This window comes from Streptomyces sp. CB00455 (assembly GCF_001905445.1).
GTDB lineage: Bacteria > Actinomycetota > Actinomycetes > Streptomycetales > Streptomycetaceae > Streptomyces.
This window is the reverse complement of sequence record NZ_LIVQ01000002.1, coordinates 357,564-382,586: the sequence shown is the minus strand read 5'-3', so window position 1 is coordinate 382,586 and position 25,023 is coordinate 357,564. Positions and strand designations below refer to the sequence as shown.

The following is a 25,023-nucleotide window of genomic DNA, read 5'->3' as shown; positions in this document are numbered from 1 at the left end:
CCGAAGCCGCCATGGCTCGGTGCTCAGTGTCCCCATTCGGGACCACCTTTCTTCCGGGAGCCTCCCCGACTGCTTTGATCACTTCCAGCAGTTTCGAGCACGCTCCGGAATCGGCGTGACATTCCCACGCTTCCAGCTCGGGGGCTTCTCGCCGGAACCACTCATGCACGTTTCTCTCCGCCGTATCTCTACCGGCGGACCACCGCCCCGGCACGGTCCATACACCTAGGACCGTCGTCGGACAGCACAACCGGTCGCCGAGCCAGACAGGCCGACGTCCGCTCCAGGGAAGGACCCTTCGTGAGCGACACCACCGATCTGATGGGCGCTGCCGACACCTCTGTCGACACCAGTGCCCCCGCCGCGGGCGCCGCGGCTGCCACCGGACGGCGACGCCGCACCGGCACCGGCCTCGACGGCATGGTCCTGGCAGAGCTTCAGCAGGTCGCGTCGGGCCTCGGCATCAGGGGCACCGCGCGCATGCGCAAGAGCCAGCTGATCGAGGTCATCAAGGAGACGCAGGCGGGCGGCAGCGCCCCCAAGGCGGCCTCCGCCGCCGGCGCCGAGAGCGCCGAGGCCAAGCCGAAGCGTCGCGCCACCAGCAAGGCCCGCACGGGCGAGGCCGCCGCGGAGGCGCCCGCCGAGAAGACCGCCACGCAGGCGCAGATCGACATCCCCGGGCAGCCGGCCAGTGACGACGCCCCGGTCGGCGAGCGCCGCCGCCGTCGGGCCACCGCCCCCTCCGGCAGCCCGGAGGCCTCGGCCCCCGCCGCCGTGCAGGTGGAGCAGAAGACCGAGACCGTCAAGGCCGAGGCCCCCACCGCCACCGCCCCGCAGACCGACGCCAAGGCCGAGGCCGCCACCGCGGTCTCCGCGCAGGGCCAGGACGCCGAGGGCCGTGGCCGTCGCGACCGGCGTGACCGCGGCGAGCGCACCGAGCGCGGCGAGCGTCAGCGCGAGCGCCGCGACCGCGGCGCCAAGGGCGACGACCAGGGCCAGGGCGGCCAGGGCCAGGGCGCGCAGGGCGGCCAGGGCGGCGGCCGTCAGGACCGCGCCGAGCGCGGCGACCGCCAGCAGCAGGGCGGCCGCGGCCAGGGCCAGGGTCAGCAGGGCCGTCAGGACCGCCAGGGTCCGCAGGACCACGGCCCGCAGGACGACTTCGACGACGAGGGCGGCCGCCGCGGCCGCCGGGGCCGCTACCGCGACCGTCGCGGCCGTCGCGGCCGCGACGAGTTCGCCCCGAACGAGCCGCAGGTCGCCGACGACGACGTCCTGATCCCCGTCGCGGGCATCCTCGACATCCTCGACAACTACGCGTTCATCCGGACCTCGGGCTACCTGCCCGGTCCCAACGACGTGTACGTCTCCCTCGCCCAGGTCCGCAAGGCGGGCCTGCGCAAGGGCGACCACACCACCGGTGCCGTGCGCCAGCCCAAGGACGGCGAGCGCCGCGAGAAGTTCAACGCGCTGGTGCGCCTGGACTCGGTGAACGGCATGGCGCCCGAATCCGGCCGCGGCCGACCGGAGTTCCAGAAGCTGACGCCGCTCTACCCGCAGGACCGGCTCCGCCTGGAGACCGACCCGGGGGTGCTGACCACCCGCATCATCGACCTCGTGTCGCCGATCGGAAAGGGCCAGCGCGGTCTGATCGTGGCCCCTCCGAAGACCGGCAAGACCATGATCATGCAGGCGATCGCCAACGCGATCACCGTCAACAACCCCGAGTGCCACCTGATGGTCGTCCTGGTCGACGAGCGTCCGGAAGAGGTCACCGACATGCAGCGGTCGGTCAAGGGCGAGGTCATCTCCTCGACCTTCGACCGCCCGGCCGAGGACCACACCACCGTCGCCGAGCTGGCCATCGAGCGCGCCAAGCGCCTCGTGGAGCTGGGTCACGACGTGGTCGTCCTGCTGGACTCCATCACCCGCCTGGGCCGCGCGTACAACCTCGCGGCGCCCGCCTCCGGCCGCATCCTGTCCGGTGGTGTCGACTCGACCGCGCTGTACCCGCCGAAGCGCTTCTTCGGTGCCGCGCGCAACATCGAGGACGGCGGCTCGCTGACCATCCTGGCCACCGCGCTGGTCGACACCGGCTCGCGCATGGACGAGGTGATCTTCGAGGAGTTCAAGGGCACCGGCAACATGGAGCTCAAGCTCGACCGCAAGCTCGCCGACAAGCGCATCTTCCCGGCCGTCGACGTCGACCCGTCGGGTACCCGCAAGGAGGAGATCCTCCTCAACGCGGAGGAGCTCGCCATCGTCTGGAAGCTGCGCCGGGTGCTGCACGCGCTCGACTCGCAGCAGGCCATCGAGCTGCTGCTCGACAAGATGAAGCAGACGAAGTCGAACGCCGAGTTCCTGATGCAGATCGCGAAGACGACGCCGTCGGGCAAGAACGACGACTGACGCCCCCGCGCCGTCCCCGCAGCCGCCCCCGCCGCACCCGCGGCGGGGGCGGCTGTGCTCGCGGCGCGTGCGGACGCAACCCCACGGCCGGCCGCGCCGGTCGCGGATGTGCGGGTAGCCGTGCGCGCCGCTGTGCCGTTGCGCACACGGTCCCGCTGCGTACGGCCGCGCCGGGTCCCGCGGGGCCCCCGTAAAACCGCAGGTGACGGGGGACCCCCGCGGCGGCGCCGCCGGAGGGCGGGCAGGTCCGCGGCGGGCCGGGTACGCACGCGGCCGTGGAACCCTGGAGGCCGTTGGGCCGTCTGTGTCAGTGGACCGCATGTCACAGGACCGCAGGTCGCAGGAGTGCGGGGCGGGACGGCCGGCCACAGGGACCGGGTACCGGACTCAGGACTGAGGAGAGCATGAGCGAGGACAGCACGGGCCGCGGCCACCGCGTCGCAGGCCGGCGCCGCAAAAGACCGCCCAGGCGCCGCAGGGCCGTCGTCATCGCCGCGTGGAGCGCCGCGGGCGTGGTCCTGCTCGGCGGGGCGGGTCTGGGCTACTTCTACGTGAAGTTCAACGGCAACCTGAAGACGGTCGACATCGACCAGGCGCTCGGCAGCGACCGCCCGCAGAACGTGGACAACGGCTCGATGGACATCCTGGTCCTCGGGTCGGACTCCCGCGGCGGCGCGAACGGGGAGTACGGCAAGGACGACGGCGGCTCGGCCCGCTCCGACACCGCGATGATCGTCCACCTCTACGAGGGCCACCAGAAGGCCGGCGTCATATCGATACCCCGCGACACCATGACCGCGCGCCCGGCCTGCACCACCTCCGACGGCAAGACCGACCCCGGCGGGTCGCGCAGGCAGTTCAACGAGGCGTACACGGTCGGCGGGGCCGCTTGCGCGGTCAAGACGGTCGAGAAGATGTCGGGGATCCGCATGGACCACTACATCGAGGTCGACTTCACGGGCTTCAAGAAGATCATCGACAACCTCGGCGGCGTCGAGGTGACCACCACCAAGCCGATCAAGGACCCCTTCAGCCACCTCGACCTCCCGGCGGGCACCAACCGGCTCGGCGGCGAACAGGCCCTCGGGCTCGTCCGCACCCGTCACGGTGTCGGCGACGGCGGGGACCTCGGCCGCATCCAGCTGCAGCAGGCCTTCATCAAGGCGCTGATCAAGCAGGTCAAGGGAGTCGGGGTGTTCGACAACCCCAAGAAGCTGCTCGGCCTCGCCGACTCCGCGACCAAGGCGATCACCACCGACAAGTCGCTCGGCGACGTGAAGTCCCTCATGGGCTTCGCCCAGGGGCTCCAGGGCATCGACGGCCAGAACATGCACATGATCACCCTGCCGGTGACCGCGGACGCCCTCGACACCGACCGCGTGGCGCCGATGGCCAAGCAGTGCAAGATGGTCTGGGACGCCCTGCTGGCCGACCAGCCCATCCCCGCGGAGGCCACCGAGAACTCGATGGGGGACAAGGGCTCGGCGGGCGGGGTCGTCCGGTAGAGCCCCCTGTCCGGCGGCGTACGGGCGGCTTCCCGTCGGCTTGCGGGCGGCTTGCGGGCGGCGTGCGGGCGGTCGGCGGACGGGCCGCACCGTGGCGCGGAATAGATGCCGGCCCCTCTCCGTTGAGGGAGGCGTCCTCAGAATTTTGACAGGCAGCCCGGTCCTGGCAGACTGGTCTGTCGGCCCCGGTTCACGCAGCGCGCAATTCCGCTCCTGCGACCCGGCGCCCTCCCGATCTAGGAGACACCTTGAAGAGCGAGATCCACCCCCAGTACGTCGAGACCCAGGTCAGCTGCACCTGTGGCGCGTCGTTCACCACCCGTAGCACCCTGACCGAAGGCAACATCCGTGCCGAGGTCTGCTCCGAGTGCCACCCGTTCTACACGGGCAAGCAGAAGATCCTCGACACCGGTGGCCGTGTGGCGCGCTTCGAGGCTCGCTTCGGCAAGGGTGCGGCCAAGAAGTAGCGCGACCCAGGCGCCGGTCTGCGGCCGCCCCCTGTCCACTCGGGGGCGGCCGGACCGGCGCCTTTGTCGTCGTCAAGCCCCGTCACCCCAGCAGTCCCTTCGCACTTTTACCCCAGGAGTACCCCGATGTTCGAGGCGGTCGAGGAACTGATCGGCGAGCACGCCGATCTTGAAAAGAAGCTCGCCGACCCTTCGGTCCACTCCGATCAGGCCAACGCCCGCAAGCTGAACAAGCGCTACGCGGAGCTCACCCCGATCGTCGCGACCTTCCGTGCCTGGAAGCAGTCGACCGAGGACATCGAGACGGCCAAGGAGTTCGCGGCCGACGACCCGGACTTCATCGCCGAGGTCAAGGAGCTGACCCAGCAGCGCGAGGAGCTCACCGAGAAGCTCCGCCTGCTGCTCGTCCCCCGCGACCCCAGCGACGACAAGGACGTGCTCCTGGAGGTCAAGGCGGGCGCGGGCGGCGACGAATCGGCGCTGTTCGCCGGCGACCTGCTGCGCATGTACCTGCGCTACGCCGAGCGCGTGGGCTGGAAGACCGAGATCATCGACGCCACCGAGTCCGAACTCGGCGGCTACAAGGACGTCCAGGTCTCCGTCCGCACCAAGGGCGGCAACGGCGCCACCGAGCCCGGCCAGGGCGTCTGGGCCCGCCTGAAGTACGAGGGCGGCGTGCACCGCGTCCAGCGGGTACCGGCCACCGAGTCCCAGGGCCGCATCCACACCTCCGCCGCCGGCGTGCTCGTCACCCCGGAGGCCGAAGAGGTCGAGGTCGAGATCAACATGAACGACCTCCGCATCGACGTGTACCGCTCCTCGGGCCCCGGCGGCCAGTCCGTCAACACCACCGACTCGGCCGTGCGCATCACCCACCTGCCGACCGGCGTGGTCGCCTCCTGCCAGAACGAGAAGAGCCAGCTCCAGAACAAGGAGCAGGCCATGCGCATCCTGCGCTCGCGCCTGCTGGCCGCCGCGCAGGAAGCCGCCGAGCAGGAGGCCTCCGACGTGCGCCGCAGCCAGGTGCGCTCGGTGGACCGCTCCGAGAAGATCCGCACGTACAACTACCCGGAAAACCGGATCTCGGACCACCGGACCGGATTCAAGGCGTACAACTTGGACCAGGTGCTCGACGGTGACCTCGACGCGGTCATCCAGGCCTGCGTCGACACGGACTCCGCGGCCAAGCTCGCCGCCGCGCACTGACCCGTCCCGCACCCCCCGTACGACAGCAGCCCGGAGGACCAGCGTGAACTTGCTGCTTGCCGAGGTGGCCCAGGCCACCCAGCGGCTGGCCGCCGCCGGCGTGCCCTCACCGCGCTTCGACGCGGAGGAGCTCGCGGCCTTCGTGCACGACGTCAAGCGGGGGGAACTGCACCACGTCAAGGACGCGGACTTCGACGCCCGCTACTGGGAGGCCGTCGCCCGCCGCGAGGCGCGCGAGCCGCTCCAGCACATCACCGGCCGCGCCTTCTTCCGCTACCTGGAGCTCCAGGTCGGGCCCGGGGTCTTCGTCCCGCGGCCCGAGACCGAGTCGGTCGTGGACTGGGCCATACAGGCCGTCCGGGCGATGGACGTGGTCGAGCCCCTGATCGTCGACCTGTGCAGCGGATCCGGCGCCATCGCGCTCGCCATGGCGCAGGAGGTGCCGCGCTCGCGCGTGCACGCCGTCGAGCTGTCCGAGGACGCCCTGCGGTGGACCCGCAAGAACGCCGAGGGCTCCCGGGTCACCGTGCACCAGGGGGACGCGCTGAGCGCCCTGCCGGAGCTCGACGGCCAGGTCGACCTGGTGATCTCCAACCCCCCGTACATCCCGCTCACCGAGTGGGAGTACGTGGCACCCGAGGCCCGCGACCACGACCCGGAGATGGCCCTGTTCTCGGGCGAGGACGGCCTCGACACCATCCGCGGCATCGAGCGCACCGCGCACCGGCTGCTGCGGCCCGGCGGCATCGTCGTCATCGAGCACGCCGACACCCAGGGCGGCCAGGTCCCCTGGATCTTCGCCGAGGAACGGGGCTGGGCCGACGCGGCCGACCACCCGGACCTCAACAACCGACCGCGCTTCGCGACCGCCCGCAAGGCACTGCCGTGATCCGCGCGATGTCACTCCTTGCCACTGCCACCACCCCGCTGCACGAGGAGGCCCGCTGATGGCCCGGCGATACGACTGCAACGACGCGACGGACCGCAAGACGGGCCTGCGCGAGGCCGCCTCAGCCGTGCGTCGCGGCGAGCTCGTCGTGCTGCCCACCGACACCCTGTACGGGATCGGCGCGGACGCCTTCAGCCCGGAGGCCGTGCACGACCTCCTCGCCGCCAAGGGCCGGGGCCGCGGCATGCCCACCCCGGTGCTCATCGGCTCCCCGAACACCCTCCACGGCCTGGTCACGGACTTCTCCGAGCAGGCGTGGGAGCTCGTCGACGCCTTCTGGCCCGGCGCGCTGACCCTGGTCGCCAAGCACCAGCCCTCGCTGGCGTGGGACCTCGGCGACACCCACGGCACCGTGGCCGTGCGCATGCCCCTGCACCCCGTCGCGATCGAGCTGCTGACCGAGGTCGGACCGATGGCGGTGTCCTCGGCCAACCTGTCGGGGCACCCGGCGCCCGAGGACTGCGACGCCGCGCGCGAGATGCTCGGGGACTCCGTGTCCGTGTACCTGGACGGCGGTCCGACCCCCGGCATCCAGCCGTCGTCGATCGTCGACGTCACGGGGAAGGTCCCCCTCCTGCTGCGCGAGGGGGCGCTCACCGCGGACCAGCTGCGGGAGGTCGTACCCGACCTCGAGGTCGCCCCGTGAGCCCTGAGGGGCGTGGCATAGCAAGGGGACACGGCCCGGCGGCAGCCGACGACGACACCTTCCGCATACTCCACGTCAGCACCGGCAACGTCTGCCGCTCGCCCATCACCGAGCGGCTGACGCGCCACGCCCTCTCGCACCGCCTCGGCGGCCTCGTCGCGGGCGACCTCGTCGTGGAGAGCGCCGGCACCTGGGGCCACGAGGGCGCCCCGATGGAGGCGAACGCGGCCGCCGTGCTGGCGGACTTCGGCGCCGACGCCTCCGGTTTCACCGGGCGTGAACTGCTGGACGAGCACGTCATACGCGCCGACCTGGTGCTGACCGCCACGCGCGACCACCGCGCGCAGGTCATCTCCATGGGGCACTCCGCGGGGCTGCGGACCTTCACGCTGAAGGAGTTCACCCGCCTCGTCCGTGCGATAGATCCGGCCACCCTGCCGCCGCTGGACGACGGCATGGCGGCGCGGGCGCGCGCGCTGGTACGGGCCGCTGCCGCACTGCGGGGCTGGCTGCTGGCCCCCTCGCCGGACGCCGACGAGGTGTACGACCCGTACGGCGCCCCCATCACCTTCTTCCGCTCCATCGGCGACGAGATCAACCAGGCGCTGGACCCCGTGGTCACGGCCCTGACGGGCGTGACGGCCGCACGCTGACCGCGCGCCGCCCCCGGGCACGCGGCCGCGGCCGGTGCGGCCGGAAGCCGCCGGACGGCCCCCGGAGCCACCGGTGCGAGGGCGCGTGAGGGACGGCCCCGCGCGCCGCACGCGGCTCGGGCGGCGCGAGCCCGATGGCGGGAATATGGTGGGCCTACCCGGTACCCCCACCGCGCGGGAGTCGTGCCATGACCGTCACCACCGACCTGCCGACCGACCTCCTGCGACGGCAGGACCCGCAGATGGCCGACGTCCTCGCGGGGGAGCGGCAGCGGCAGGCCACCACGCTCCAGCTGATCGCCGCCGAGAACTTCACCTCGCCCGCCGTCCTGGCCGCGCTCGGCTCGCCGCTCGCCAACAAGTACGCCGAGGGCTACCCCGGCGCCCGCCACCACGGCGGGTGCGAGTACGCCGACCTCGCAGAACGCGTGGCCGTGGAGCGGGCCAAGGCGCTCTTCGGCGCCGAGCACGCCAACGTGCAGGCCCATTCCGGATCCTCCGCGGTCCTGGCCGCCTACGCCGCGCTGCTGCGCCCCGGGGACACGGTGCTGGCCATGGGCCTGCCGTACGGGGGCCACCTCACCCACGGGTCGCCGGCCAACTTCTCCGGCCGCTGGTTCGACTTCGTCGGGTACGGAGTGGACGCGGAGAGCGGGCTCATCGACTACGAGCAGGTGCAGCAGCTCGCGCACGCGCACCGGCCCAAGGCCATCGTCTGCGGTTCGATCTCCTACTCCCGCCATCCCGAGTACTCGGCCTTCCGCGAGATCGCCGACGAGGTCGGCGCCTACCTGATCGCGGACGCCGCCCACCCCATCGGGCTGGTGGCCGGCGCGGCCGCGCCCAGCCCCGTCCCGTACGCGGACCTGGTCTGCGCGACCACGCACAAGGTGCTGCGCGGGCCGCGCGGCGGGATGATCCTGTGCGGGCGCGAGTTCGCCGAGCGCGTCGACCGGGCGGTGTTCCCCTTCACCCAGGGCGGCGCCCAGATGCACACCATCGCCGCCAAGGCCGTCGCCTTCGGGGAGGCCGCCGCTCCGGCCTTCACCACCTACGCCCACCGGGTCGTCTCCAACGCCCGAGAGCTGGCCGGCGCGCTGGAGGACCTGGGCTTCGCCGTCACCACCGGCGGGACGGACACGCACCTGATCACCGCGGACCCGGCGCCCCTCGGTCTCGACGGACCGGCCGCGCGGGGGCTGCTGGCGGCCGCCGGGATCGTGCTCGACACCTGCGCGCTGCCGTACGGGGACCAGCGCGGCATCAGGCTGGGTACGGCCGCCGTCACCACGCAGGGGATGGGGGAGGGAGAGATGCTGAGGATCGCCGCGCTGTTCGCCTCCGCGCTGCGCGGTGAAGCGGCGAAGACCCGCGCGGAGGTCGGCGAGCTCACGTTCGAATTCCCCCCGTACAGTGCGTAATCACGACAAGACGGTCGTACTGCAACCGGGATACCACCCCCTCGCGTCCTCGGTGAAGCAGACATCGCAGCTAATGTGTGGGGCTGAGATGGCCGGCGATACATCTGGGGCAGCCCGTGCGTGAATATCTGCTGACGCTTTGCGTCACGGTCGCGGTGACCTACCTGCTGACCGGGCCCGTGCGGAAGTTCGCGATCGCGGCCGGGGCCATGCCGGAGATCCGTGCCCGCGACGTGCACCGCGAACCCACGCCACGGCTGGGCGGCATCGCCATGTTCGGCGGCCTGTGCGCGGGACTGCTCGTCGCCGACCACCTGCAGAACCTCAACGGCGTCTTCGAGTTGTCCAATGAACCGCGCGCGCTGCTCTCCGGCGCGGCACTGATCTGGCTCGTCGGCGTGCTCGACGACAAGTTCGAGATCGACGCGCTGATCAAACTCGGCGCGCAGATGATCGCCGCCGGTGTGATGGTCATGCAGGGTCTGACCATCCTGTGGATCCCCGTCCCGTGGATCGGCACGGTCGCGCTCACCCAGTGGCAGGGAAACCTGCTCACCGTGGCCCTCGTCGTGATCACCATCAACGCCGTGAACTTCGTGGACGGCCTCGACGGCCTCGCCGCCGGCATGGTCTGCATCGCCACCACCGCGTTCTTCCTCTACGCCTACCGCATCTGGTTCGGCTATGGCATCGAGGCGGCCGCGCCCGCGACGCTCTTCGCGGCGATCCTGATGGGCATGTGCCTGGGCTTCCTGCCGCACAACATGCACCCCGCCCGGATCTTCATGGGCGACTCCGGCTCGATGCTCATCGGCCTGGTACTGGCCGCCGCCGCGATCTCCGTTACCGGGCAGGTCGACCCCGACGCGATGGCGCTGTTCGCGGGCGGCGAGCGCAACGCGACGCACGCGATGCTCCCCGTCTTCATCCCGCTGATCCTGCCCCTGACCATCATCGCGATCCCGATGGCGGACCTGGTCCTGGCCATCGTCCGGCGTACCTGGAAGGGGCAGTCGCCCTTCGCCGCCGACCGCGGGCACCTGCACCACCGGCTGCTGGAACTGGGGCATTCGCACAGCCGCGCGGTGCTCATCATGTACTTCTGGTCGGGGCTGATCGCCTTCGGCACGGTCGCGTACTCGGTGCACTCCGCCTCGATGTGGATCGTGCTGGCGATCGCGGCGCTGAGCGCCGTGGGTCTGATCCTGCTGCTCCTGCCGCGCTTCACCCCGCGGGCCCCGCGCTGGGCACAGGGGCTGGTGCCGCCGCGCTACCGGCACGCCTCACGGGCCGCCGAGGCCGCGGCGGAGGCGGCCGCGCTGGACGCCTCGGGTACGGAGCCGCAGCCGGCCAGGCCGATCACCGTGGGCGTCTCGGGCGTCAACGGCGCAACCGCCGTAGGCCCCCGTTCGCGCTTCCCCGACCGGCGTAAGGCTGAATCCACCCGCTGACCGCGCGGGTGCATGTCGGACATGAACTCCCATTACCAGACAAGGCGCCTGCCTGTCGTGCACACACGCGCATGGTCACTCTCATGTGTGACAGTCGGCACACCCGGCAGGTAAAGCTCTCATCAAATAGTTTGTGATACCGTTCACTAAACCCGGCGACAGAGTCGAAGGACCGTAGTGCGACGGTCCCTTGGCCCGAGGTTCGATCTCGGACCGGGCTTACGCTCGTCCCGTACGAGTCCCGTGCCCCCACCACCACGCGGAGCAAACCGCCATGCGGTCTAACGACGTCCGATCCCTCCTGCAAGCCGCCGTACCCACCGCTGTCGCCGGCGCACTCGCCGCCGTGATCAGCGCGTTGGTCGTCGGCGGCAAGGGTGCGCTCGGAGCCGTGATCGCGACGCTGTTGGCGATTGCCTTCATGGGCATCGGATTCGTCGTTCTGCAGCGCACGGCGAAATCGCTCCCGCACCTCTTCCAGGCCATGGGGCTCATGCTCTACGCGGCCCAGATCCTGTTGCTCTTCGTCTTTCTCGCCGCGTTCAAGAACACCACCCTGTTCCACCCCAAGGCGTTCGCGATCACGCTCGTCGTCACCACCCTCGTGTGGATCGGCGCACAGACGCGTGCTCATATGAAGGCCAAGATCCTCTACGTCGAACCGGATTCGATGAAGGGCGACAAGCCCGAAAATTCGGGGCCGAAGTCGTGAGGGGTAGGGGCGGCATAAGTAGGCGTTCGGGATCCTGCTATCGTCCGGTGCCAACTGCGGCACTGCGGGCGCGGGCATCTGAGCTGACGCCTGTTCCATCGCGAGGCTCCATGCCTGATCGCCGCCCCCACACCAGTAACACCAGTCCAGTGCCGAACAGCGGCTGTGCGCCGCGCCGACACAACGAGGTTGCCGTACCTATGCGCCACGCTGAAGGAGCCCGCGGTGAGTGCTGACCCGATGACGGTGCTCGCTTTCGAGACCGACTGTCACATCTTCGACGGATGTGGCTTCCCCGGTCCGGGCCTGCACTCGTTCCTCTTCGAGCCGCTGTGGGGCGAAGCCGGCCTGACCAGTGCGTACTTCAACAAGCCGATGCTGCTGGCCCTGCTGGGCTCGCTGGTCATCGTCGCTTTCTTCTGGGCCGCGTTCCGGAAGCCGAAGGTCGTCCCGGGCAAGCTCCAGATGGTCGCCGAGGCCGGATACGACTTCGTGCGCCGCGGCATCGTGTACGAGACGCTGGGCAAGAAGGAGGGCGAGAAGTACGTCCCCTTCATGGTGTCGCTGTTCTTCTTCGTCTGGATCCTGAACGTCTGGTCGATCGTCCCCGTGGCGCAGTTCCCGGTGACCGCGATCATCGCGTACCCGGCGATTCTCGCGGCGATCGTCTACTTCATCTGGATGTCGGTGACGTTCAAGCGTCACGGCTTCGTCGGCGGCTTCAAGAACCTGACGGGCTACGACAAGTCGCTCGGCGGCGTTCTGCCCCTCGTCATGGTCATCGAGTTCTTCTCGAACGTCCTGGTCCGCCCCTTCACCCACGCGGTCCGACTGTTCGCGAACATGTTCGCCGGTCACACCCTGCTGCTGCTGTTCACCATCGCCAGCTGGTACCTGCTGAACGGGATCGGCATCGCCTACGCGGGCGTCTCGTTCGTCATGGTGATCGTGATGACCGCCTTCGAGCTCTTCATCCAGGCTGTCCAGGCCTACGTCTTCGTCCTCCTGGCCTGCAGCTTCATCCAGGGCGCACTCGCTGAGCACCACTGAGCCAGGCCCACCCCAAACCCCCTGTCGTCCGGTGGCCAACCCCCACCGGTCCGTGAAAGAGAAGGAAGAACTGGCATGTCCCAGATCCTCGCTGCCGCCGATGGCGTCACCGGTTCCCTCAGCTCTGTCGGTTACGGTCTCGCGGCCATCGGCCCGGGCGTCGGCGTCGGCATCATCTTCGGTAACGGCACGCAGGCTCTCGCCCGTCAGCCCGAGGCTGCCGGTCTGATCCGCGCCAACCAGATCCTCGGCTTCGCCTTCTGTGAGGCGCTCGCCCTCATCGGTCTGGTCATGCCGTTCGTCTACAGCTGACGAACCGCGACCACTAGTCCGATTAGACGAAAGGCACTGATGTGAACCTCCTGGTTCTCGCGGCCGAGACGGAAAACCCGCTCGTTCCGCCGATCCCCGAGCTCGTCATCGGTCTGATCGCCTTCGTCATCGTCTTCGGCTTCCTCGCGAAGAAGCTCCTCCCGAACATCAACAAGGTTCTGGAAGAGCGCCGCGAGGCCATCGAAGGCGGTATCGAGAAGGCTGAGGCCGCTCAGACCGAGGCCCAGAGCGTGCTGGAGCAGTACAAGGCCCAGCTCGCCGAAGCCCGGCACGAGGCCGCGCGCCTGCGCCAGGAAGCGCTGGAGCAGGGCACTGCGCTCAAGGAAGAACTGCGCGCAGAGGGCCAGCGGCAGCGGGAGGAGATCATCGCTGCCGGCCACGCCCAGATCGAGGCCGACCGCAAGGCCGCGGCCCACTCGCTGCGTCAGGACGTGGGCAAGCTCGCCACCGACCTGGCCGGCAAGCTCGTCGGCGAGTCCCTTGAGGACCACGCCCGGCAGAGCCGCACGATCGACCGTTTCCTCAGCGATCTCGAGGAGAAGGCCGAGGCCGCCCGATGAACGGAGCGAGCCGCGAGGCGCTGGCCTCCGCGCGTGAGCGTCTCGACGCGCTGACGGACAACACGTCCGCCGACGCGTCGGCGCTCGGCGGTGAGCTGGCGGCCGTCACCGCGCTGCTCGACCGTGAGGTCTCGCTGCGTCGGGTCCTCACCGACCCGGCGCAGTCCGGCGAGGCCAAGGCCGAGCTGGTCGGCCGGCTGCTGCGCGGCCAGGTGGGCGGGGAGACCCTCGACCTGGTGTCCGGCATGGTCCGGTCCCGCTGGTCGCAGTCCCGCGACCTGGTGGACGCCCTGGAGCAGCTGGCGGACACCGCCGACCTCACGGCGGCCCAGCGCGCCGGCGCGCTCGACGACGTCGAGGACGAGATCTTCCGCTTCGGCCGGATCGTCGCCTCGAACACCGGGCTGCGTGCCGCGCTGACCGACAGTGCGGCCACCACCTCCGCCAAGAGCGCGCTGCTGCGCAGCCTGCTCGGCGGCAAGGCGAACGCCGTCACCGAGCGTCTGGTCATCCGTCTTGTCACGCACCCGCGTGGACGTAGCCTGGAAGCGGGACTCGAATCCCTTTCCAAGCTCGCCGCCGAGCGCCGTGACCGCATGGTCGCCACCGTGACCAGCGCGGTTCCGCTCAGCGACGCGCAGAAGCAGCGTCTCGGCGCGGTGCTGGCCAAGCTGTACGGCCGTCAGATGCACCTGAACCTCGACGTGGACCCCGAGGTCCTCGGCGGGATCACGGTGCGCGTCGGCGACGAGGTCATCGACGGCACCATCGCGGACCGCCTCGCCGAGGCGTCCCGCCGCATGGCCGGCTGACCGGCACCAACAGAACAAAGCATTCCTAGCGGCCCGGTTGGGCCGTGCAGAACTTGCAGAAGATTCCTGGGGGTCGCCCCCAGACCCCTAAGAAGCTTCAGGCCCAACAAGGAGAGCAGGGAACCCAGATGGCGGAGCTCACGATCCGGCCGGAGGAGATCCGGGACGCACTGGAGAACTTCGTCCAGTCGTACCAGCCGGACGCGGCCTCGCGCGAGGAGGTCGGAACGGTCAGCGTTGCCGGCGACGGCATCGCGAAGGTGGAGGGCCTGCCCTCCGCCATGGCGAACGAGCTGCTGAAGTTCGAGGACGGCACCCTCGGTCTCGCCCTCAACCTCGAGGAGCGCGAGATCGGTGCGATCGTCCTCGGCGAGTTCAGCGGTATCGAGGAGGGCCAGCCGGTGCAGCGCACCGGTGAGGTTCTCTCCGTAGGTGTCGGCGAGGGCTACCTCGGCCGTGTTGTCGACCCGCTCGGCAACCCGATCGACGGCCTCGGCGAGATCGCGACCGAGGGCCGCCGCGCCCTCGAGCTGCAGGCCCCGGGCGTCATGGTCCGCAAGTCGGTCCACGAGCCGATGCAGACCGGCTACAAGGCCGTCGACGCGATGGTGCCGATCGGCCGTGGCCAGCGTCAGCTGATCATCGGCGACCGCCAGACGGGCAAGACCGCCCTGGCCGTCGACACGATCATCAACCAGCGCGACAACTGGCGCTCCGGCGACGTGAACAAGCAGGTCCGCTGCATCTACGTCGCCATCGGCCAGAAGGGCTCGACCATCGCGTCCGTTCGCGGCGCCCTGGAAGAGGCCGGCGCGCTCGAGTACACGACGATCGTCGCCGCCCCGGCGTCCGACCCGGCCGGCTTCAAGTACCTGGCGCCGTACACCGGCTCCGCCATCGGCCAGCACTGGATGTACGCCGGCAAGCACGTCCTGATCATCTTCGACGACCTGTCGAAGCAGGCCGACGCCTACCGCGCCGTGTCGCTGCTGCTGCGCCGCCCGCCGGGCCGCGAGGCCTACCCGGGTGACGTCTTCTACCTGCACTCCCGTCTGCTGGAGCGCTGCGCGAAGCTGTCCGACGAGATGGGTGCCGGTTCGATGACCGGTCTGCCGATCGTCGAGACCAAGGCGAACGACGTGTCGGCGTTCATCCCGACCAACGTCATCTCCATCACCGACGGCCAGTGCTTCCTGGAGTCCGACCTGTTCAACGCGGGCCAGCGCCCGGCGCTGAACGTCGGTATCTCGGTCTCCCGCGTCGGTGGCTCCGCCCAGCACAAGGCGATGAAGCAGGTTTCCGGCCGTCTGCGCGTGGACCTCGCCCAGTACCGCGAGCTGGAGGCGTTCGCCGCCTTCGGTTCCGACCTGGACGCCGCGTCGAAGAACTCGCTGGAGCGCGGCAAGCGCATGGTCGAGCTGCTGAAGCAGGGCCAGTACCAGCCGATGCCCGTCGAGGAGCAGGTCGTCTCCGTCTGGGCCGGTACCACCGGCAAGATGGACGACGTCCCGGTGAACGACATCCGTCGCTTCGAGTCGGAGCTGCTGGAGCACCTGCGCCGCGAGCGCAAGGAGCTCCTCACCTCCATCGCCGAGGGCGGCAAGATGTCGGACGACACCCTGACGTCGATCGCGGACGCCATCGCCAACTTCAAGCGGCAGTTCGAGACCTCGGACGGCAAGCTCCTGGGCGAGGACGCGCCGGCCGTCAACGTCTCCAAGTGACGACGGAAGGGACCTGACTCATGGGAGCGCAGCTCCGGGTCTACAAGCGTCGCATCCGTGCCGTCACGGCGACCAAGAAGATCACCAAGGCGATGGAGATGATCGCCGCCTCGCGCATCGTCAAGGCGCAGCGCAAGGTGGCGGCATCGATGCCGTACGCGACCGAGCTCACCCGTGCGGTGACCGCGGTGGCGACCGGTTCGAACACCAAGCACGCCCTGACCACCGAGGTCGAGGCGCCGGCCCGCGCCGCGGTCCTGCTCATCACGAGCGACCGCGGTCTGGCCGGCGGCTACTCCTCGAACGCCATCAAGCAGGCGGAGCGGCTCACCGAGCGGCTGCGCGCTGAGGGCAAGGAGGTCGACGCCTACATCGTCGGCCGCAAGGGTGTCGCCTACTACGGCTTCCGCGAGCGCACGGTCGCGCAGTCGTGGACCGGCTTCACCGACAGCCCGGCCTACGCCGACGCCAAGCGCGTCGCGGCGCCGCTGATCGAGGCCATCCAGACGGAAACGGCCGAGGGTGGCGTCGACGAGCTGCACATCGTCTACACGGAATTCGTGTCGATGATGACGCAGAACGCGGTGGACGGACGGATGCTGCCGCTCAGCCTCGACCAGGCTGCGGAGGAGACCGGCACGAAGGGCGAGATCCTTCCGCTGTTCGACTTCGAGCCGTCGGCGGAGGACGTCCTCGACGCCCTTCTGCCGCGATACGTCGAGAGCCGCATCTACAACGCACTGCTGCAGTCGGCCGCTTCCGAGCACGCCGCCCGCCGCCGCGCGATGAAGTCGGCAACCGACAACGCCGGGGACCTCATCAAGAGCCTCTCCCGGCTCGCCAACGCGGCCCGCCAGGCCGAAATCACCCAGGAAATCAGCGAGATCGTCGGTGGCGCCAGCGCCATGGCCGACGCGACCGCGGGGAGTGACAAGTAATGACGACCTCTGTTGAGACGGCCGCCGCCACGGGCCGCGTCGCCCGGGTCATCGGCCCGGTCGTCGACGTGGAGTTCCCCGTCGACGCGATGCCCGAGATCTACAACGCCCTCAAGGTCCAGGTCGCCGACCCGGCCGAGAACGGCGCGCTCAAGACGCTGACCCTGGAAGTCGCCCAGCACCTGGGTGACGGCGTGGTCCGCACCATTTCGATGCAGCCGACCGACGGTCTGGTCCGCCAGGCCCCGGTGACCGACACGGGCGAGGGCATCACCGTCCCCGTCGGTGACTTCACCAAGGGCAAGGTGTTCAACACCCTGGGTGAGGTGCTCAACTACCCGGAGGCCAACTCCGAGGTCACCGAGCGCTGGCCGATCCACCGCAAGGCCCCCCGCTTCGACGAGCTCGAGTCGAAGACCGAGATGTTCGAGACCGGCGTCAAGGTCATCGACCTCCTCACCCCGTACGTCAAGGGTGGAAAGATCGGTCTGTTCGGTGGTGCCGGTGTCGGCAAGACCGTTCTGATCCAGGAAATGATCTACCGCGTCGCCAACAACCACGACGGTGTGTCGGTGTTCGCGGGCGTCGGTGAGCGTACCCGTGAGGGCAACGACCTCATCGAGGAGATGGGCGACTCGGGCGTCATCGACAAGACGGCGCTCGTCTTCGGCCAGATGGACGAGCCCCCGGGCACCCGTCTGCGCGTCGCCCTGGCCGGTCTGACCATGGCGGAGTACTTCCGCGATGTGCAGAAGCAGGACGTGCTCTTCTTCATCGACAACATCTTCCGGTACACCCAGGCGGGTTCCGAGGTGTCGACCCTGCTCGGCCGCATGCCCTCCGCGGTGGGTTACCAGCCGAACCTGGCCGACGAGATGGGTCTCCTCCAGGAGCGCATCACCTCGACCCGTGGTCACTCGATCACCTCGATGCAGGCGATCTACGTCCCCGCGGACGACCTGACCGACCCGGCGCCGGCGACCACCTTCGCCCACCTCGACGCGACGACGGTTCTCTCCCGTCCGATCTCCGAGAAGGGCATCTACCCGGCCGTGGACCCGCTGGACTCGACGTCCCGCATCCTCGACCCGCGGTACATCGCGGCGGACCACTACGCGGCCGCCATGCGTGTCAAGGGGATCCTGCAGAAGTACAAGGACCTCCAGGACATCATCGCGATCCTCGGCATCGACGAGCTGGGCGAGGAAGACAAGCTCGTCGTCCACCGTGCCCGTCGCGTCGAGCGCTTCCTGTCGCAGAACACCCACGTCGCCAAGCAGTTCACCGGCGTGGACGGTTCGGACGTCCCGCTCGACGAGTCGATCACCGCGTTCAACGCGATCTGCGACGGTGACTACGACCACTTCCCCGAGCAGGCGTTCTTCATGTGCGGTGGCATCGAGGACCTGAAGGCCAACGCCAAGGAGCTGGGCGTCTCCTGATCCGGCGCGCTCCGCGAGGAGCGCATCCGGTTCGACGCACGCACGGAGAGGGGCGGGGTGCGTCCCGTCCCTCTCCCCACGCCCATTAGAATTTGACCCAACACCCGGCCGACCCGCCGGGTGGTGACCCGAGGAGCCACCTTGGCTGCTGAGCTGCACGTCGAGCTGGTCGCGGCGGACCGCAATGTCTGGTCCGGCGAGGCCACCCTTGTTGTCGCCCGCACCACGTCCGGCGACATCGGCGTCATGCCCGGTCACCAGCCGCTTCTCGGTGTGCTGGAATCGGGCCCTGTGACCATCCGCACCAGCGACGGCAACACCGTCGTCGCAGCGGTGCACGGCGGTTTCATCTCGTTCGCCGACAACAAGCTGTCGCTGCTGGCCGAGATCGCCGAGCTCGCGGACGAGATCGATGTCCAGCGTGCGGAGCGGGCACTGGAACGCGCGAAGTCGGAGGCCGACGCGGCCGCCGAGCGTCGCGCGGACGTCCGGCTGCGCGCCGTGACGGGCTGAACACCCGTCGGAGTGTGAACCGCTGAGCCCCGGGGGTCGCCCTCCGGGACCCGGCAATCCTCAGCCGCGGTCCGTTCTGGAGTCTTCCAGACCGGGTCGCGGCTGAGGCGATGCAGGATGCAGGTCGTTTTTCGTGTGTGGTTCTCGATGAGCGAGGAGGTCGGTGAAGATGCTCCTCGCTCTGCTTGTGAGCGGCCTGGTCGTAGCCCTGGTGGTGATCGGGCTGTTTGTGTTCGGACTGCGCCGCAGACTCATCCAGCGGTCCGGCGGCACCTTCGACTGCAGCATGCGCTGGGGTGTGGCCGAGGAAGCGGACACCTCCGGCAAGGGCTGGGTGTACGGGGTCGCGCGCTACAGCGGTGACCGCATCGAGTGGTTCCGCGTGTTCAGCTACGCGCCCCGCCCCCGCCGGCTGCTGGAGCGCTCCTCCATCGAGGTCGTCTCCCGTCGGGCTCCGGAGGGCGAGGAGGAACTGGCCCTGCTCTCCGACGCCGTCGTGCTCGGCTGTCTCCACCGCGGGACCCGCCTGGAGCTGGCGATGAGCGAGGACGCGCTGACGGGATTCCTGGCCTGGCTGGAGGCGGCCCCGCCGGGGCAGCGGGTGAACGTGGCCTGAGGGCCGAAGGCGTGAAGAAGCCGGGGAGACGGGGGCGGACCCGTCTCCCCGGCTTCGTCGTGTCACCGGGGCAGTGCGTGGGGGTTACTGCAGTCCGGTGTGGATCGCGTTCGCCAGCTCACCGCCGGCGGTGTCACCGCTGAACTCCCAGAAGAAGGCTCCGCGCAGGCCCTGGTTCTTGGTCCAGGTCATCTTGCCGGCGATGGTGGCGGGGGTGTCGTAGCTCCACCAGTTGCTGCCGCACCTGGCGTAGGCGGTGCCGGCGACGGTGCCGGTGGCCGGGCAACTGGCCTTGAGCACCTTGTAGTCCTCGATGCCCTGCTCGTAGGTGCCCGGCGCGGGTCCGGTGGCGGCGCCACCGGGGGCGTCCTGGGTGACGCCGGTCCAGCCGCGGCCGTAGAAGCCGATGCCGAGGTTCAGCTTGGAGCCGGGGACCCCCTTGCCCTTGAGCTTGGTGATGGCGGCCTCGGAGGTGAAGCCGGCGATCGGGAGGCCTGCGTAGGAGGTGAGCGGGGAGTGCGGGGCGGTGGGGCCCTTGGCGTCCCACGCACCGAAGAAGTCGTAGGTCATCACGTTGTAGAAGTCGACGTACTGCGCGGCGCCCGCGTAGTCGGCGAGGTCGAGCTTGCCGCCGTTCGAGCCGTCCGCGGAGATGGCGGCGGTGACCAGGCCGGAGCCCCCGAACCTGGTGCGCAGGGCGGACAGCACGTTCTTCAGGGACGCGGCGCCGCTGGTGTCGCAGGACAGGCCGCAGGCGTTGGGGTACTCCCAGTCGATGTCGATGCCGTCGAAGACGTCGGCCCAGCGCGGGTCCTCGACCAGCTGGTGGCAGGAGTCGGCGAAGGCGGCGGGGTTGGCCGCGGCCTGGCCGAAGCCGCCGGACCAGGTCCAGCCGCCGAAGGACCACAGGATCTTGATGTGGGGGTACTTCGCCTTCAGCTTGCGCAGCTGGTTGAAGTTGCCGCGCAGCGGCTGGTCCCAGGTGTCGGCGACGCCGTCCACGCTCTGGTCGGCGGTGTAGGCCTTGTCGTAGTCGGCGTAGGCGTCACCGATGGTGCACTTGCCGCCCTGCACGTTGCCGAAGGCGTAGTTGATGTGCGTGATCTTGGCGGCGGAGCCGGAGGTCACCAGGTTCTTCACGTGGTAGTTGCGTCCGTAGACGCCCCACTCGGTGAAGTAGCCGAGCTTGACCTTGTCGCCCGGGCCCGGGGGCGGGGTCGTGCCGCCGCCGGTGGTGGTCACCGACAGGGCGCCGGAGGAGGGGCCCGTCTGGTCGGCGGTGTCGCGGGCGGTGACCGTGTAGCTGTAGGCCGTGCCCTTGGTCAGGCCGGAGTCCGCGTAGGTGGTTCCCGTGACGGTCGCGATCCTGGCGCCGCCGCGGTAGACGTCGTAGTTCTTGACGCCCTTGTCGTCGGTGGCGGCGCTCCAGCCCAGGGTCAGCCCGGTGTCGGTGACCCCGGAGGCGGTGGGGGTGCCGGGGGCCGAGGGCGGGTTGTCGCCGGGCTGGGAGGCGCCGTCGCAGGGGTTGCCGTTGACCTTGCAGCCGGCCGGGGCGCCGGGGCCGGCGCCGTTGAAGCCGAAGCTGATGCTGGCGCCGGGGGAGAGGGTGCCGTTCCAGCCGACGTTCTTGCCGGTCCAGTGGGTGCCCGAGCCGGTGACGGTGGCGTCCCAGGCCGAGGTGACCGTGGTGCCGGCGGGGTAGTCCCACTCCACGGTCCAGCCGTTGAGGGTGGTGGTGCCGGTGTTCTTCACCGTCCACTTGCCCTCGAAGCCGGAGCCCCAGTCGGAGACCTTCGTGTACGTCGCGGTCGCCGATGCGGCGGCCTGCGCGGGAGCGGCCAGCGCGACGAGTCCGGTGACGGGCACGGCGAGGGCGGCGACGATCGCCGCGACCCGGGTGAAGAAGCGGGTGCGCCTGGTGCGGGGTGGGGATGCTGTGCTCAAGGGTGATCCTCCGTAGGTCCGTCTGTGCCGGGGGGCCGGCATCGACATGGGGGTGGGACCTGCGCCGCCCGTGAGCACGCTTTGTCATGGCACGCTCACCACAGTGTTGCGGCGAGCGTAGAAAGGTCTGGACCAACCGTCAAGAGGTCCAGACCTCCCGTCGTGACTTCTCCGAGCGGAGCGGCTAGAAACCCAACTCCTGGGCCAGCACGGCGGCTTGGAGTCGGCTGCGCAGCTCCAGCTTCCCCAGGAGCCGGCTGACGTGCGTCTTCACCGTCGCCTCGGCCATCTCCAGGCGCACCGCGACCTCCGCGTTCGACAAACCCTCCCCGAGGCATCCGAGGACCTCGCGCTCACGGCGCGTCAGGGACGCCACGGCGGCCGCCGTCCGCGGGGGCGCGGCCCTGCGTACCGCCCGCGGAGCGGCGAACTCGGCGATCAGCCGCCGGGTCACCGCCGGGGAGATCAGGCCCTCCCCGCGCGCGACCGTCCGTACCGCCCCGATCAGCTCGGCGGCCTCCGCGTTCTTCAGGAGGAAGCCCGCGGCCCCGGCCCGCAGCGCCCCGAAGACGTACTCGTCCAGGTCGAAGGTGGTCAGCACCAGGACGTCCGCCAGGCCCTCCGCGACCACCTGGCGCGTGGCGGACACCCCGTCGAGCCGGGGCATCTGCACGTCCATGAGGACCACGTCCGGCCGCAGCTCCCGGGCCAGGCGCACGGCCTCCTCCCCGTCACCCGCCTCGCCCGCCACCTCGATGTCGCCCGCGCTGCGCAGGATGAGCACCAGCCCCGCCCGCACCGCGCCCTGGTCCTCCGCCACCACCACCCGGATGGTCATCGCGCCACCGCCCTCTCCTGCGCGGGCAGGACCGCCCGCACCCGCCACACCCGGCCGGCCGCACCGGCCGCGAACTCCCCGCCCAGCAGCTCCGCCCGCTCCCGCATGCCGATGAGCCCGGCCCCCGAGCCGGGGGCGCGGGGCCCGGGCCGCTCGCCGTACGGGGAGTCCACCGCCACGGTCAGCCTCCCCCCGGGGCCGAGGCCCCGGGCCACCCGGACCGTGACCGTGCCGGGCACGGCGTGCTTGAGGGCATTGGTCAGCGACTCCTGCACGATCCGGTACGCCGCCAGTTCGACGGGGGCGGCCGCCGGCTGCCCGGGCGGCCGGTCGTCGTGCAGGACGAAGTCCAGCCCGCTCGCCGAGCCGTTGGTCCGGGCCTGCCCCAGCAGGGCGTCGAGACCGTCCAGCGTGGGGACGGCCACCGGGTCCTGCCCGGTCTCCGCGTCGCGCAGCAGCCCGATCAGGCGCCGCATTTCGGCCAGGCCCTGGACGCTGTTCTCCCGGATCACCCCGAGCGCCTGCCGACTGGTCTGGGCCGTGTCGATGGACAGGGCCGCGGTCGAGTGGATGGCGATGGCGGAGAGGTGGTTGGCCACCATGTCGTGCAGTTCCCGCGCCATCCGGGCCCGTTCGGCCGCGACGGCCTGGCTGCGGTCCATCTCGGCCAGCAGCGCGGTCTGCTCGGCGCGCAGCCGGGCGGCCACGGCGGCCTCGCGGTGGTTGCGCAGGGTGGCACCGGTCAGTGCCGGGGCGAAGCTCACGATGCCGGTGACCACGCCGATCAGCAGGGCCTGGGGGGTGCGCATCCAGGCGAGCGAGGCGATGGTGACGGCCACGGTGATCAGCCCGGTGGTGACGGGGAGCCGGCGGGCCGTCGCGGGCCTGCCGTACACGACGGCGGCGTACATCAGGTCGGTGAAGACGACGACGGTGGCCAGGCTCCCCACCGTGAACTGGTCGGCGATCAGGCCCGCCGTCCCGACGGGCAGGGCCACGGCGGGCGCCGTGCGGCGCAGCAGCTCCAGCGCGCTCAGGACCGCGAGGGGAACAAGGGCCGCCCAGGCGGGCAGGAAGTGCCGGTCGGCGCTGCTGTAGACGCCGAGCGACCACAGGACCAGCCCGGCCAGGGCGCTGACCACGGCCAGGAGGACGTCGTCGCGGTGGGGGCGCAGGCTCTTCTCGGTCACGGTCCCATCCAACACGCTGCGCGGGGCGCCGGCCTCGGCACCCGGGTGGACCGGCGCTACATCGAAGGGTGCAGTGCTCTTTCGTCACCGCGGACGACGAACGGGGCCGCGGCGCGGGCGAGTCTGGAGGAGAACGGGGACCGGGGTCCGGGCAACGCGACGGGATGCGCGAGGGAAGCGCGACGCCACCGGGAGCCTGGGCGGCAGCCGCCGTCGCGAGCCCCGCCCGGAACCGGAAAGGGAGTGTGCCGTGCTCGTCGCCCTGATCGTCGCCTGTGAGATCGCCTTCTGGGTGCTGCTGGCCGCCGGCCTGGCCCTGCGCCACCTCGCCCGCAAGCCCGGGCTGGGCGCCGCGGTCCTGCTGTGCGAGCCGCTGCTGGAGGTGGCGCTGCTGGCCGTCACCACCCTGGACCTGAAGAACGGCGGGGAGCCGGGCTGGACGCACGGTCTGGCCGCGCTCTACATCGGCTACACCGTGGGCTACGGCCACTACACGGTGACGTGGCTCGACCGGCACGCCGCCCACCGGTTCGGCGGCGGTCCCAGGCCACCGGGTCCCGCGTACGGCAAGGCCCGGGCCGTCCACGAGTGGAAACTGTGGGTCCGCACCCTGGTGGCGGCCGCCGTCGCGGTCGGGCTGCTCCAGGCCGCGATCTGGTACGCCGGCGACGCGGCCGACACCGGCGGTCTGCGGAACTGGCAGTTCGCGGCCCTGCGCGTCCTCGCCATCCAGGCCGTCATCGCCGCCACCTACTCGATCTGGCCGCGCAAGGCGCCCGCGGCCCCAGCGCCGGCGGCCCCAGCGCCGGCGCACGAGCGGCCCTCGGGTGGGGCGCCGCCGCGCGAAGTGGCCGAAAACCGCTAGCGCTCGCCGCCCGGCACCCACAGCACGTCGCCGACCTCCTTGTTGGCCGTACGGGCCAGGATGAACAAGAGGTCCGAGAGACGGTTCAGGTAGGTGGCCGTCAGCGGGTTCATCACCTCGCCGTGGACCTCCAGCGCCGCCCAGGTGGAGCGCTCGGCGCGCCGTACCACCGTGCACGCCTGGTGCAGGAGGGCGGCGCCGGGGGTGCCCCCGGGCAGGATGAAGCTGCGCAGCTTCTCCAGCTCCTCGTTGAAGGAGTCGCAGTCCGCCTCCAGCCGGTCCACGTAGAACTGCTCCACGCGCAGGGGCGGGTACTGGGGGTCCTCGGCCACCGGGGTGCACAGGTCCGCGCCCACGTCGAACAGGTCGTTCTGCACCCGGACCAGGACCTTCACGACGTCCTGCGGCAGTCCGCCGAGGGCGATCGCCGTCCCGATGGCCGCGTTGGCCTCGTTGGCGTCGGCGTACGCGGAGATCCGCAGATCGGTCTTGGCCGTGCGGCTCATGTCGCCCAGGGCCGTCGTGCCCTTGTCGCCGGTACGGGTGTAGATGCGCGTGAGGTTCACCATGCCGCCAGCCTAGGCGGTCTCCCGCCGGGCGGCCCGGGCCGGCCGTACGCCCCGCGGTCCGGCCCCTGCCGGCCCGCGGGGCGGCCCTCCTCGGGCCCCTCCTCGGGCCCCGGTCGGGCCCTGGTCAGGCTCCGGTCGGGCCCGTTCGCGGCCTTCCTGCGGCCCCGGCGCGGGCCAACTGCGGGCGGCCCGGCCACTGCTGGGCCGCGCCGG

At 70.6% G+C, this 25,023-nt stretch carries 24 protein-coding genes; 20 read left to right on the top strand and 4 right to left on the bottom strand.

Features of this window, described 5'->3' with window-relative positions; translation table 11 throughout:
* Window positions 1–300 precede the first annotated feature (300 nt).
* The 19 genes from rho (at window position 301) to AMK16_RS09050 (ending at window position 19,404) form a co-directional block, all read left to right on the top strand.
* Window positions 301–2,406: a transcription termination factor Rho gene (gene rho / locus AMK16_RS09140; RefSeq protein ID WP_073911518.1), complete on the top strand. Its 2,106-nt coding sequence runs from the start codon at window positions 301–303 to the stop codon at window positions 2,404–2,406.
* Window positions 2,407–2,810: 404 nt separating this feature from the next.
* Window positions 2,811–3,911: an LCP family protein gene (locus tag AMK16_RS09135; protein WP_073911514.1), complete on the top strand. Its 1,101-nt coding sequence runs from the start codon at window positions 2,811–2,813 to the stop codon at window positions 3,909–3,911.
* Window positions 3,912–4,159: 248 nt separating this feature from the next.
* Complete coding sequence (gene rpmE, locus AMK16_RS09130; RefSeq protein WP_073911511.1) at window positions 4,160–4,378, top strand: 50S ribosomal protein L31; 219 nt, start codon at window positions 4,160–4,162, stop codon at window positions 4,376–4,378.
* A gap of 126 nt (window positions 4,379–4,504) precedes the next feature.
* Window positions 4,505–5,584, top strand: a complete 1,080-nt coding sequence (gene prfA / locus AMK16_RS09125; protein ID WP_073911508.1) for a peptide chain release factor 1 — start codon at window positions 4,505–4,507, stop codon at window positions 5,582–5,584.
* A 43-nt stretch (window positions 5,585–5,627) separates the two neighbouring features.
* Entirely contained in the window at window positions 5,628–6,473 is an 846-nt protein-coding gene (prmC, locus tag AMK16_RS09120) for a peptide chain release factor N(5)-glutamine methyltransferase (RefSeq protein WP_073911505.1), read from the top strand.
* A gap of 58 nt (window positions 6,474–6,531) precedes the next feature.
* Window positions 6,532–7,179 carry an L-threonylcarbamoyladenylate synthase gene (locus tag AMK16_RS09115; protein ID WP_073911502.1) on the top strand — a complete coding sequence of 216 codons (648 nt, stop codon included), beginning with the start codon at window positions 6,532–6,534 and terminating at the stop codon, window positions 7,177–7,179.
* The gene (locus AMK16_RS09110; RefSeq protein ID WP_073911499.1) at window positions 7,176–7,832 is read left to right on the top strand and encodes an arsenate reductase/protein-tyrosine-phosphatase family protein; all 657 of its coding nucleotides are present in this window, start codon (window positions 7,176–7,178) and stop codon (window positions 7,830–7,832) included. The genes AMK16_RS09115 and AMK16_RS09110 overlap by 4 nt, the downstream gene beginning before the upstream one ends.
* 188 nt (window positions 7,833–8,020) lie before the next feature.
* Window positions 8,021–9,253 carry a serine hydroxymethyltransferase gene (gene glyA, locus AMK16_RS09105; protein WP_073911496.1) on the top strand — a complete coding sequence of 411 codons (1,233 nt, stop codon included), beginning with the start codon at window positions 8,021–8,023 and terminating at the stop codon, window positions 9,251–9,253.
* 116 nt (window positions 9,254–9,369) lie between these two features.
* Window positions 9,370–10,704, top strand: a complete 1,335-nt coding sequence (locus AMK16_RS09100; protein WP_242438666.1) for an MraY family glycosyltransferase — start codon at window positions 9,370–9,372, stop codon at window positions 10,702–10,704.
* A 274-nt stretch (window positions 10,705–10,978) separates the two neighbouring features.
* Window positions 10,979–11,416: a hypothetical protein gene (locus AMK16_RS09095; protein WP_073911491.1), complete on the top strand. Its 438-nt coding sequence runs from the start codon at window positions 10,979–10,981 to the stop codon at window positions 11,414–11,416.
* 225 nt (window positions 11,417–11,641) lie between these two features.
* Entirely contained in the window at window positions 11,642–12,466 is an 825-nt protein-coding gene (gene atpB, locus AMK16_RS09090; protein ID WP_107417089.1) for a F0F1 ATP synthase subunit A, read from the top strand.
* Between the two features lie 75 nt (window positions 12,467–12,541).
* The gene (locus AMK16_RS09085; protein WP_030153776.1) at window positions 12,542–12,778 is read left to right on the top strand and encodes an ATP synthase subunit C; all 237 of its coding nucleotides are present in this window, start codon (window positions 12,542–12,544) and stop codon (window positions 12,776–12,778) included.
* Between the two features lie 41 nt (window positions 12,779–12,819).
* Complete coding sequence (locus AMK16_RS09080) at window positions 12,820–13,359, top strand: F0F1 ATP synthase subunit B (RefSeq protein WP_073911488.1); 540 nt, start codon at window positions 12,820–12,822, stop codon at window positions 13,357–13,359.
* Entirely contained in the window at window positions 13,356–14,171 is an 816-nt protein-coding gene (locus AMK16_RS09075) for a F0F1 ATP synthase subunit delta (RefSeq protein ID WP_073911486.1), read from the top strand. The genes AMK16_RS09080 and AMK16_RS09075 overlap by 4 nt, the downstream gene beginning before the upstream one ends.
* Window positions 14,172–14,299: 128 nt before the next feature.
* A complete protein-coding gene (atpA, locus tag AMK16_RS09070; RefSeq protein ID WP_073911483.1) occupies window positions 14,300–15,895 on the top strand; it encodes a F0F1 ATP synthase subunit alpha in 1,596 nt (531 codons plus the stop codon).
* A 20-nt stretch (window positions 15,896–15,915) separates the two neighbouring features.
* The gene (locus AMK16_RS09065; RefSeq protein ID WP_073911481.1) at window positions 15,916–16,833 is read left to right on the top strand and encodes a F0F1 ATP synthase subunit gamma; all 918 of its coding nucleotides are present in this window, start codon (window positions 15,916–15,918) and stop codon (window positions 16,831–16,833) included.
* Window positions 16,833–18,275, top strand: coding sequence for a F0F1 ATP synthase subunit beta (gene atpD / locus AMK16_RS09060; RefSeq protein ID WP_073911479.1), 1,443 nt, complete (start codon window positions 16,833–16,835; stop codon window positions 18,273–18,275). Before AMK16_RS09065 ends, atpD begins: the two co-directional genes overlap by 1 nt.
* A gap of 141 nt (window positions 18,276–18,416) precedes the next feature.
* Window positions 18,417–18,788, top strand: coding sequence for a F0F1 ATP synthase subunit epsilon (locus tag AMK16_RS09055; protein WP_030720897.1), 372 nt, complete (start codon window positions 18,417–18,419; stop codon window positions 18,786–18,788).
* 169 nt (window positions 18,789–18,957) lie between these two features.
* Window positions 18,958–19,404 carry a DUF2550 domain-containing protein gene (locus tag AMK16_RS09050; protein WP_073913469.1) on the top strand — a complete coding sequence of 149 codons (447 nt, stop codon included), beginning with the start codon at window positions 18,958–18,960 and terminating at the stop codon, window positions 19,402–19,404.
* A gap of 84 nt (window positions 19,405–19,488) precedes the next feature.
* Here AMK16_RS09050 and AMK16_RS09045 read toward each other — a convergent pair whose 3' ends face one another.
* The 3 genes from AMK16_RS09045 to AMK16_RS09035 all read right to left on the bottom strand — a co-directional run bounded on the left by AMK16_RS09045 (window position 19,489) and on the right by AMK16_RS09035 (window position 23,376).
* On the bottom strand, window positions 19,489–21,396 hold the full coding sequence (locus AMK16_RS09045) for a glycoside hydrolase family 18 chitinase (RefSeq protein ID WP_079191420.1): 1,908 nt from the start codon (window positions 21,394–21,396) through the stop codon (window positions 19,489–19,491).
* Window positions 21,397–21,532: 136 nt separating this feature from the next.
* Complete coding sequence (locus AMK16_RS09040; RefSeq protein WP_073911474.1) at window positions 21,533–22,186, bottom strand: response regulator; 654 nt, start codon at window positions 22,184–22,186, stop codon at window positions 21,533–21,535.
* Window positions 22,183–23,376: a sensor histidine kinase gene (locus tag AMK16_RS09035; RefSeq protein ID WP_242438665.1), complete on the bottom strand. Its 1,194-nt coding sequence runs from the start codon at window positions 23,374–23,376 to the stop codon at window positions 22,183–22,185. The genes AMK16_RS09040 and AMK16_RS09035 overlap by 4 nt, the downstream gene beginning before the upstream one ends.
* Before the next feature lie 250 nt (window positions 23,377–23,626).
* Between AMK16_RS09035 and AMK16_RS09030 the strand changes: the two genes are divergently transcribed.
* Window positions 23,627–24,241: a hypothetical protein gene (locus AMK16_RS09030; RefSeq protein ID WP_242438664.1), complete on the top strand. Its 615-nt coding sequence runs from the start codon at window positions 23,627–23,629 to the stop codon at window positions 24,239–24,241.
* Here the strand turns inward: AMK16_RS09030 and AMK16_RS09025 are convergent.
* Complete coding sequence (locus AMK16_RS09025) at window positions 24,238–24,810, bottom strand: cob(I)yrinic acid a,c-diamide adenosyltransferase (protein ID WP_073911469.1); 573 nt, start codon at window positions 24,808–24,810, stop codon at window positions 24,238–24,240. The genes AMK16_RS09030 and AMK16_RS09025 overlap by 4 nt on opposite strands.
* Between the last annotated feature and the right edge of the window lie 213 nt (window positions 24,811–25,023).

Bases quoted from the DNA above. Each gene is read 5' to 3' on its own strand.
- AMK16_RS09135 (WP_073911514.1), top strand. From the start codon at position 2,811: ATGAGCGAGGACAGCACGGGCCGCGGCCACCGCGTCGCAGGCCGGCGC.
- prfA (WP_073911508.1), top strand. From the start codon at position 4,505: ATGTTCGAGGCGGTCGAGGAACTGATCGGCGAGCACGCCGATCTTGAA.
- AMK16_RS09115 (WP_073911502.1), top strand. From the start codon at position 6,532: ATGGCCCGGCGATACGACTGCAACGACGCGACGGACCGCAAGACGGGC.
- glyA (WP_073911496.1), top strand. From the start codon at position 8,021: ATGACCGTCACCACCGACCTGCCGACCGACCTCCTGCGACGGCAGGAC.
- AMK16_RS09095 (WP_073911491.1), top strand. From the start codon at position 10,979: ATGCGGTCTAACGACGTCCGATCCCTCCTGCAAGCCGCCGTACCCACC.
- AMK16_RS09085 (WP_030153776.1), top strand. From the start codon at position 12,542: ATGTCCCAGATCCTCGCTGCCGCCGATGGCGTCACCGGTTCCCTCAGC.
- AMK16_RS09075 (WP_073911486.1), top strand. From the start codon at position 13,356: ATGAACGGAGCGAGCCGCGAGGCGCTGGCCTCCGCGCGTGAGCGTCTC.
- atpA (WP_073911483.1), top strand. From the start codon at position 14,300: ATGGCGGAGCTCACGATCCGGCCGGAGGAGATCCGGGACGCACTGGAG.
- AMK16_RS09065 (WP_073911481.1), top strand. From the start codon at position 15,916: ATGGGAGCGCAGCTCCGGGTCTACAAGCGTCGCATCCGTGCCGTCACG.
- atpD (WP_073911479.1), top strand. From the start codon at position 16,833: ATGACGACCTCTGTTGAGACGGCCGCCGCCACGGGCCGCGTCGCCCGG.
- AMK16_RS09050 (WP_073913469.1), top strand. From the start codon at position 18,958: ATGCTCCTCGCTCTGCTTGTGAGCGGCCTGGTCGTAGCCCTGGTGGTG.
- AMK16_RS09045 (WP_079191420.1), bottom strand. From the start codon at position 21,396: ATGTCGATGCCGGCCCCCCGGCACAGACGGACCTACGGAGGATCACCC.
- AMK16_RS09040 (WP_073911474.1), bottom strand. From the start codon at position 22,186: ATGACCATCCGGGTGGTGGTGGCGGAGGACCAGGGCGCGGTGCGGGCG.
- AMK16_RS09025 (WP_073911469.1), bottom strand. From the start codon at position 24,810: ATGGTGAACCTCACGCGCATCTACACCCGTACCGGCGACAAGGGCACG.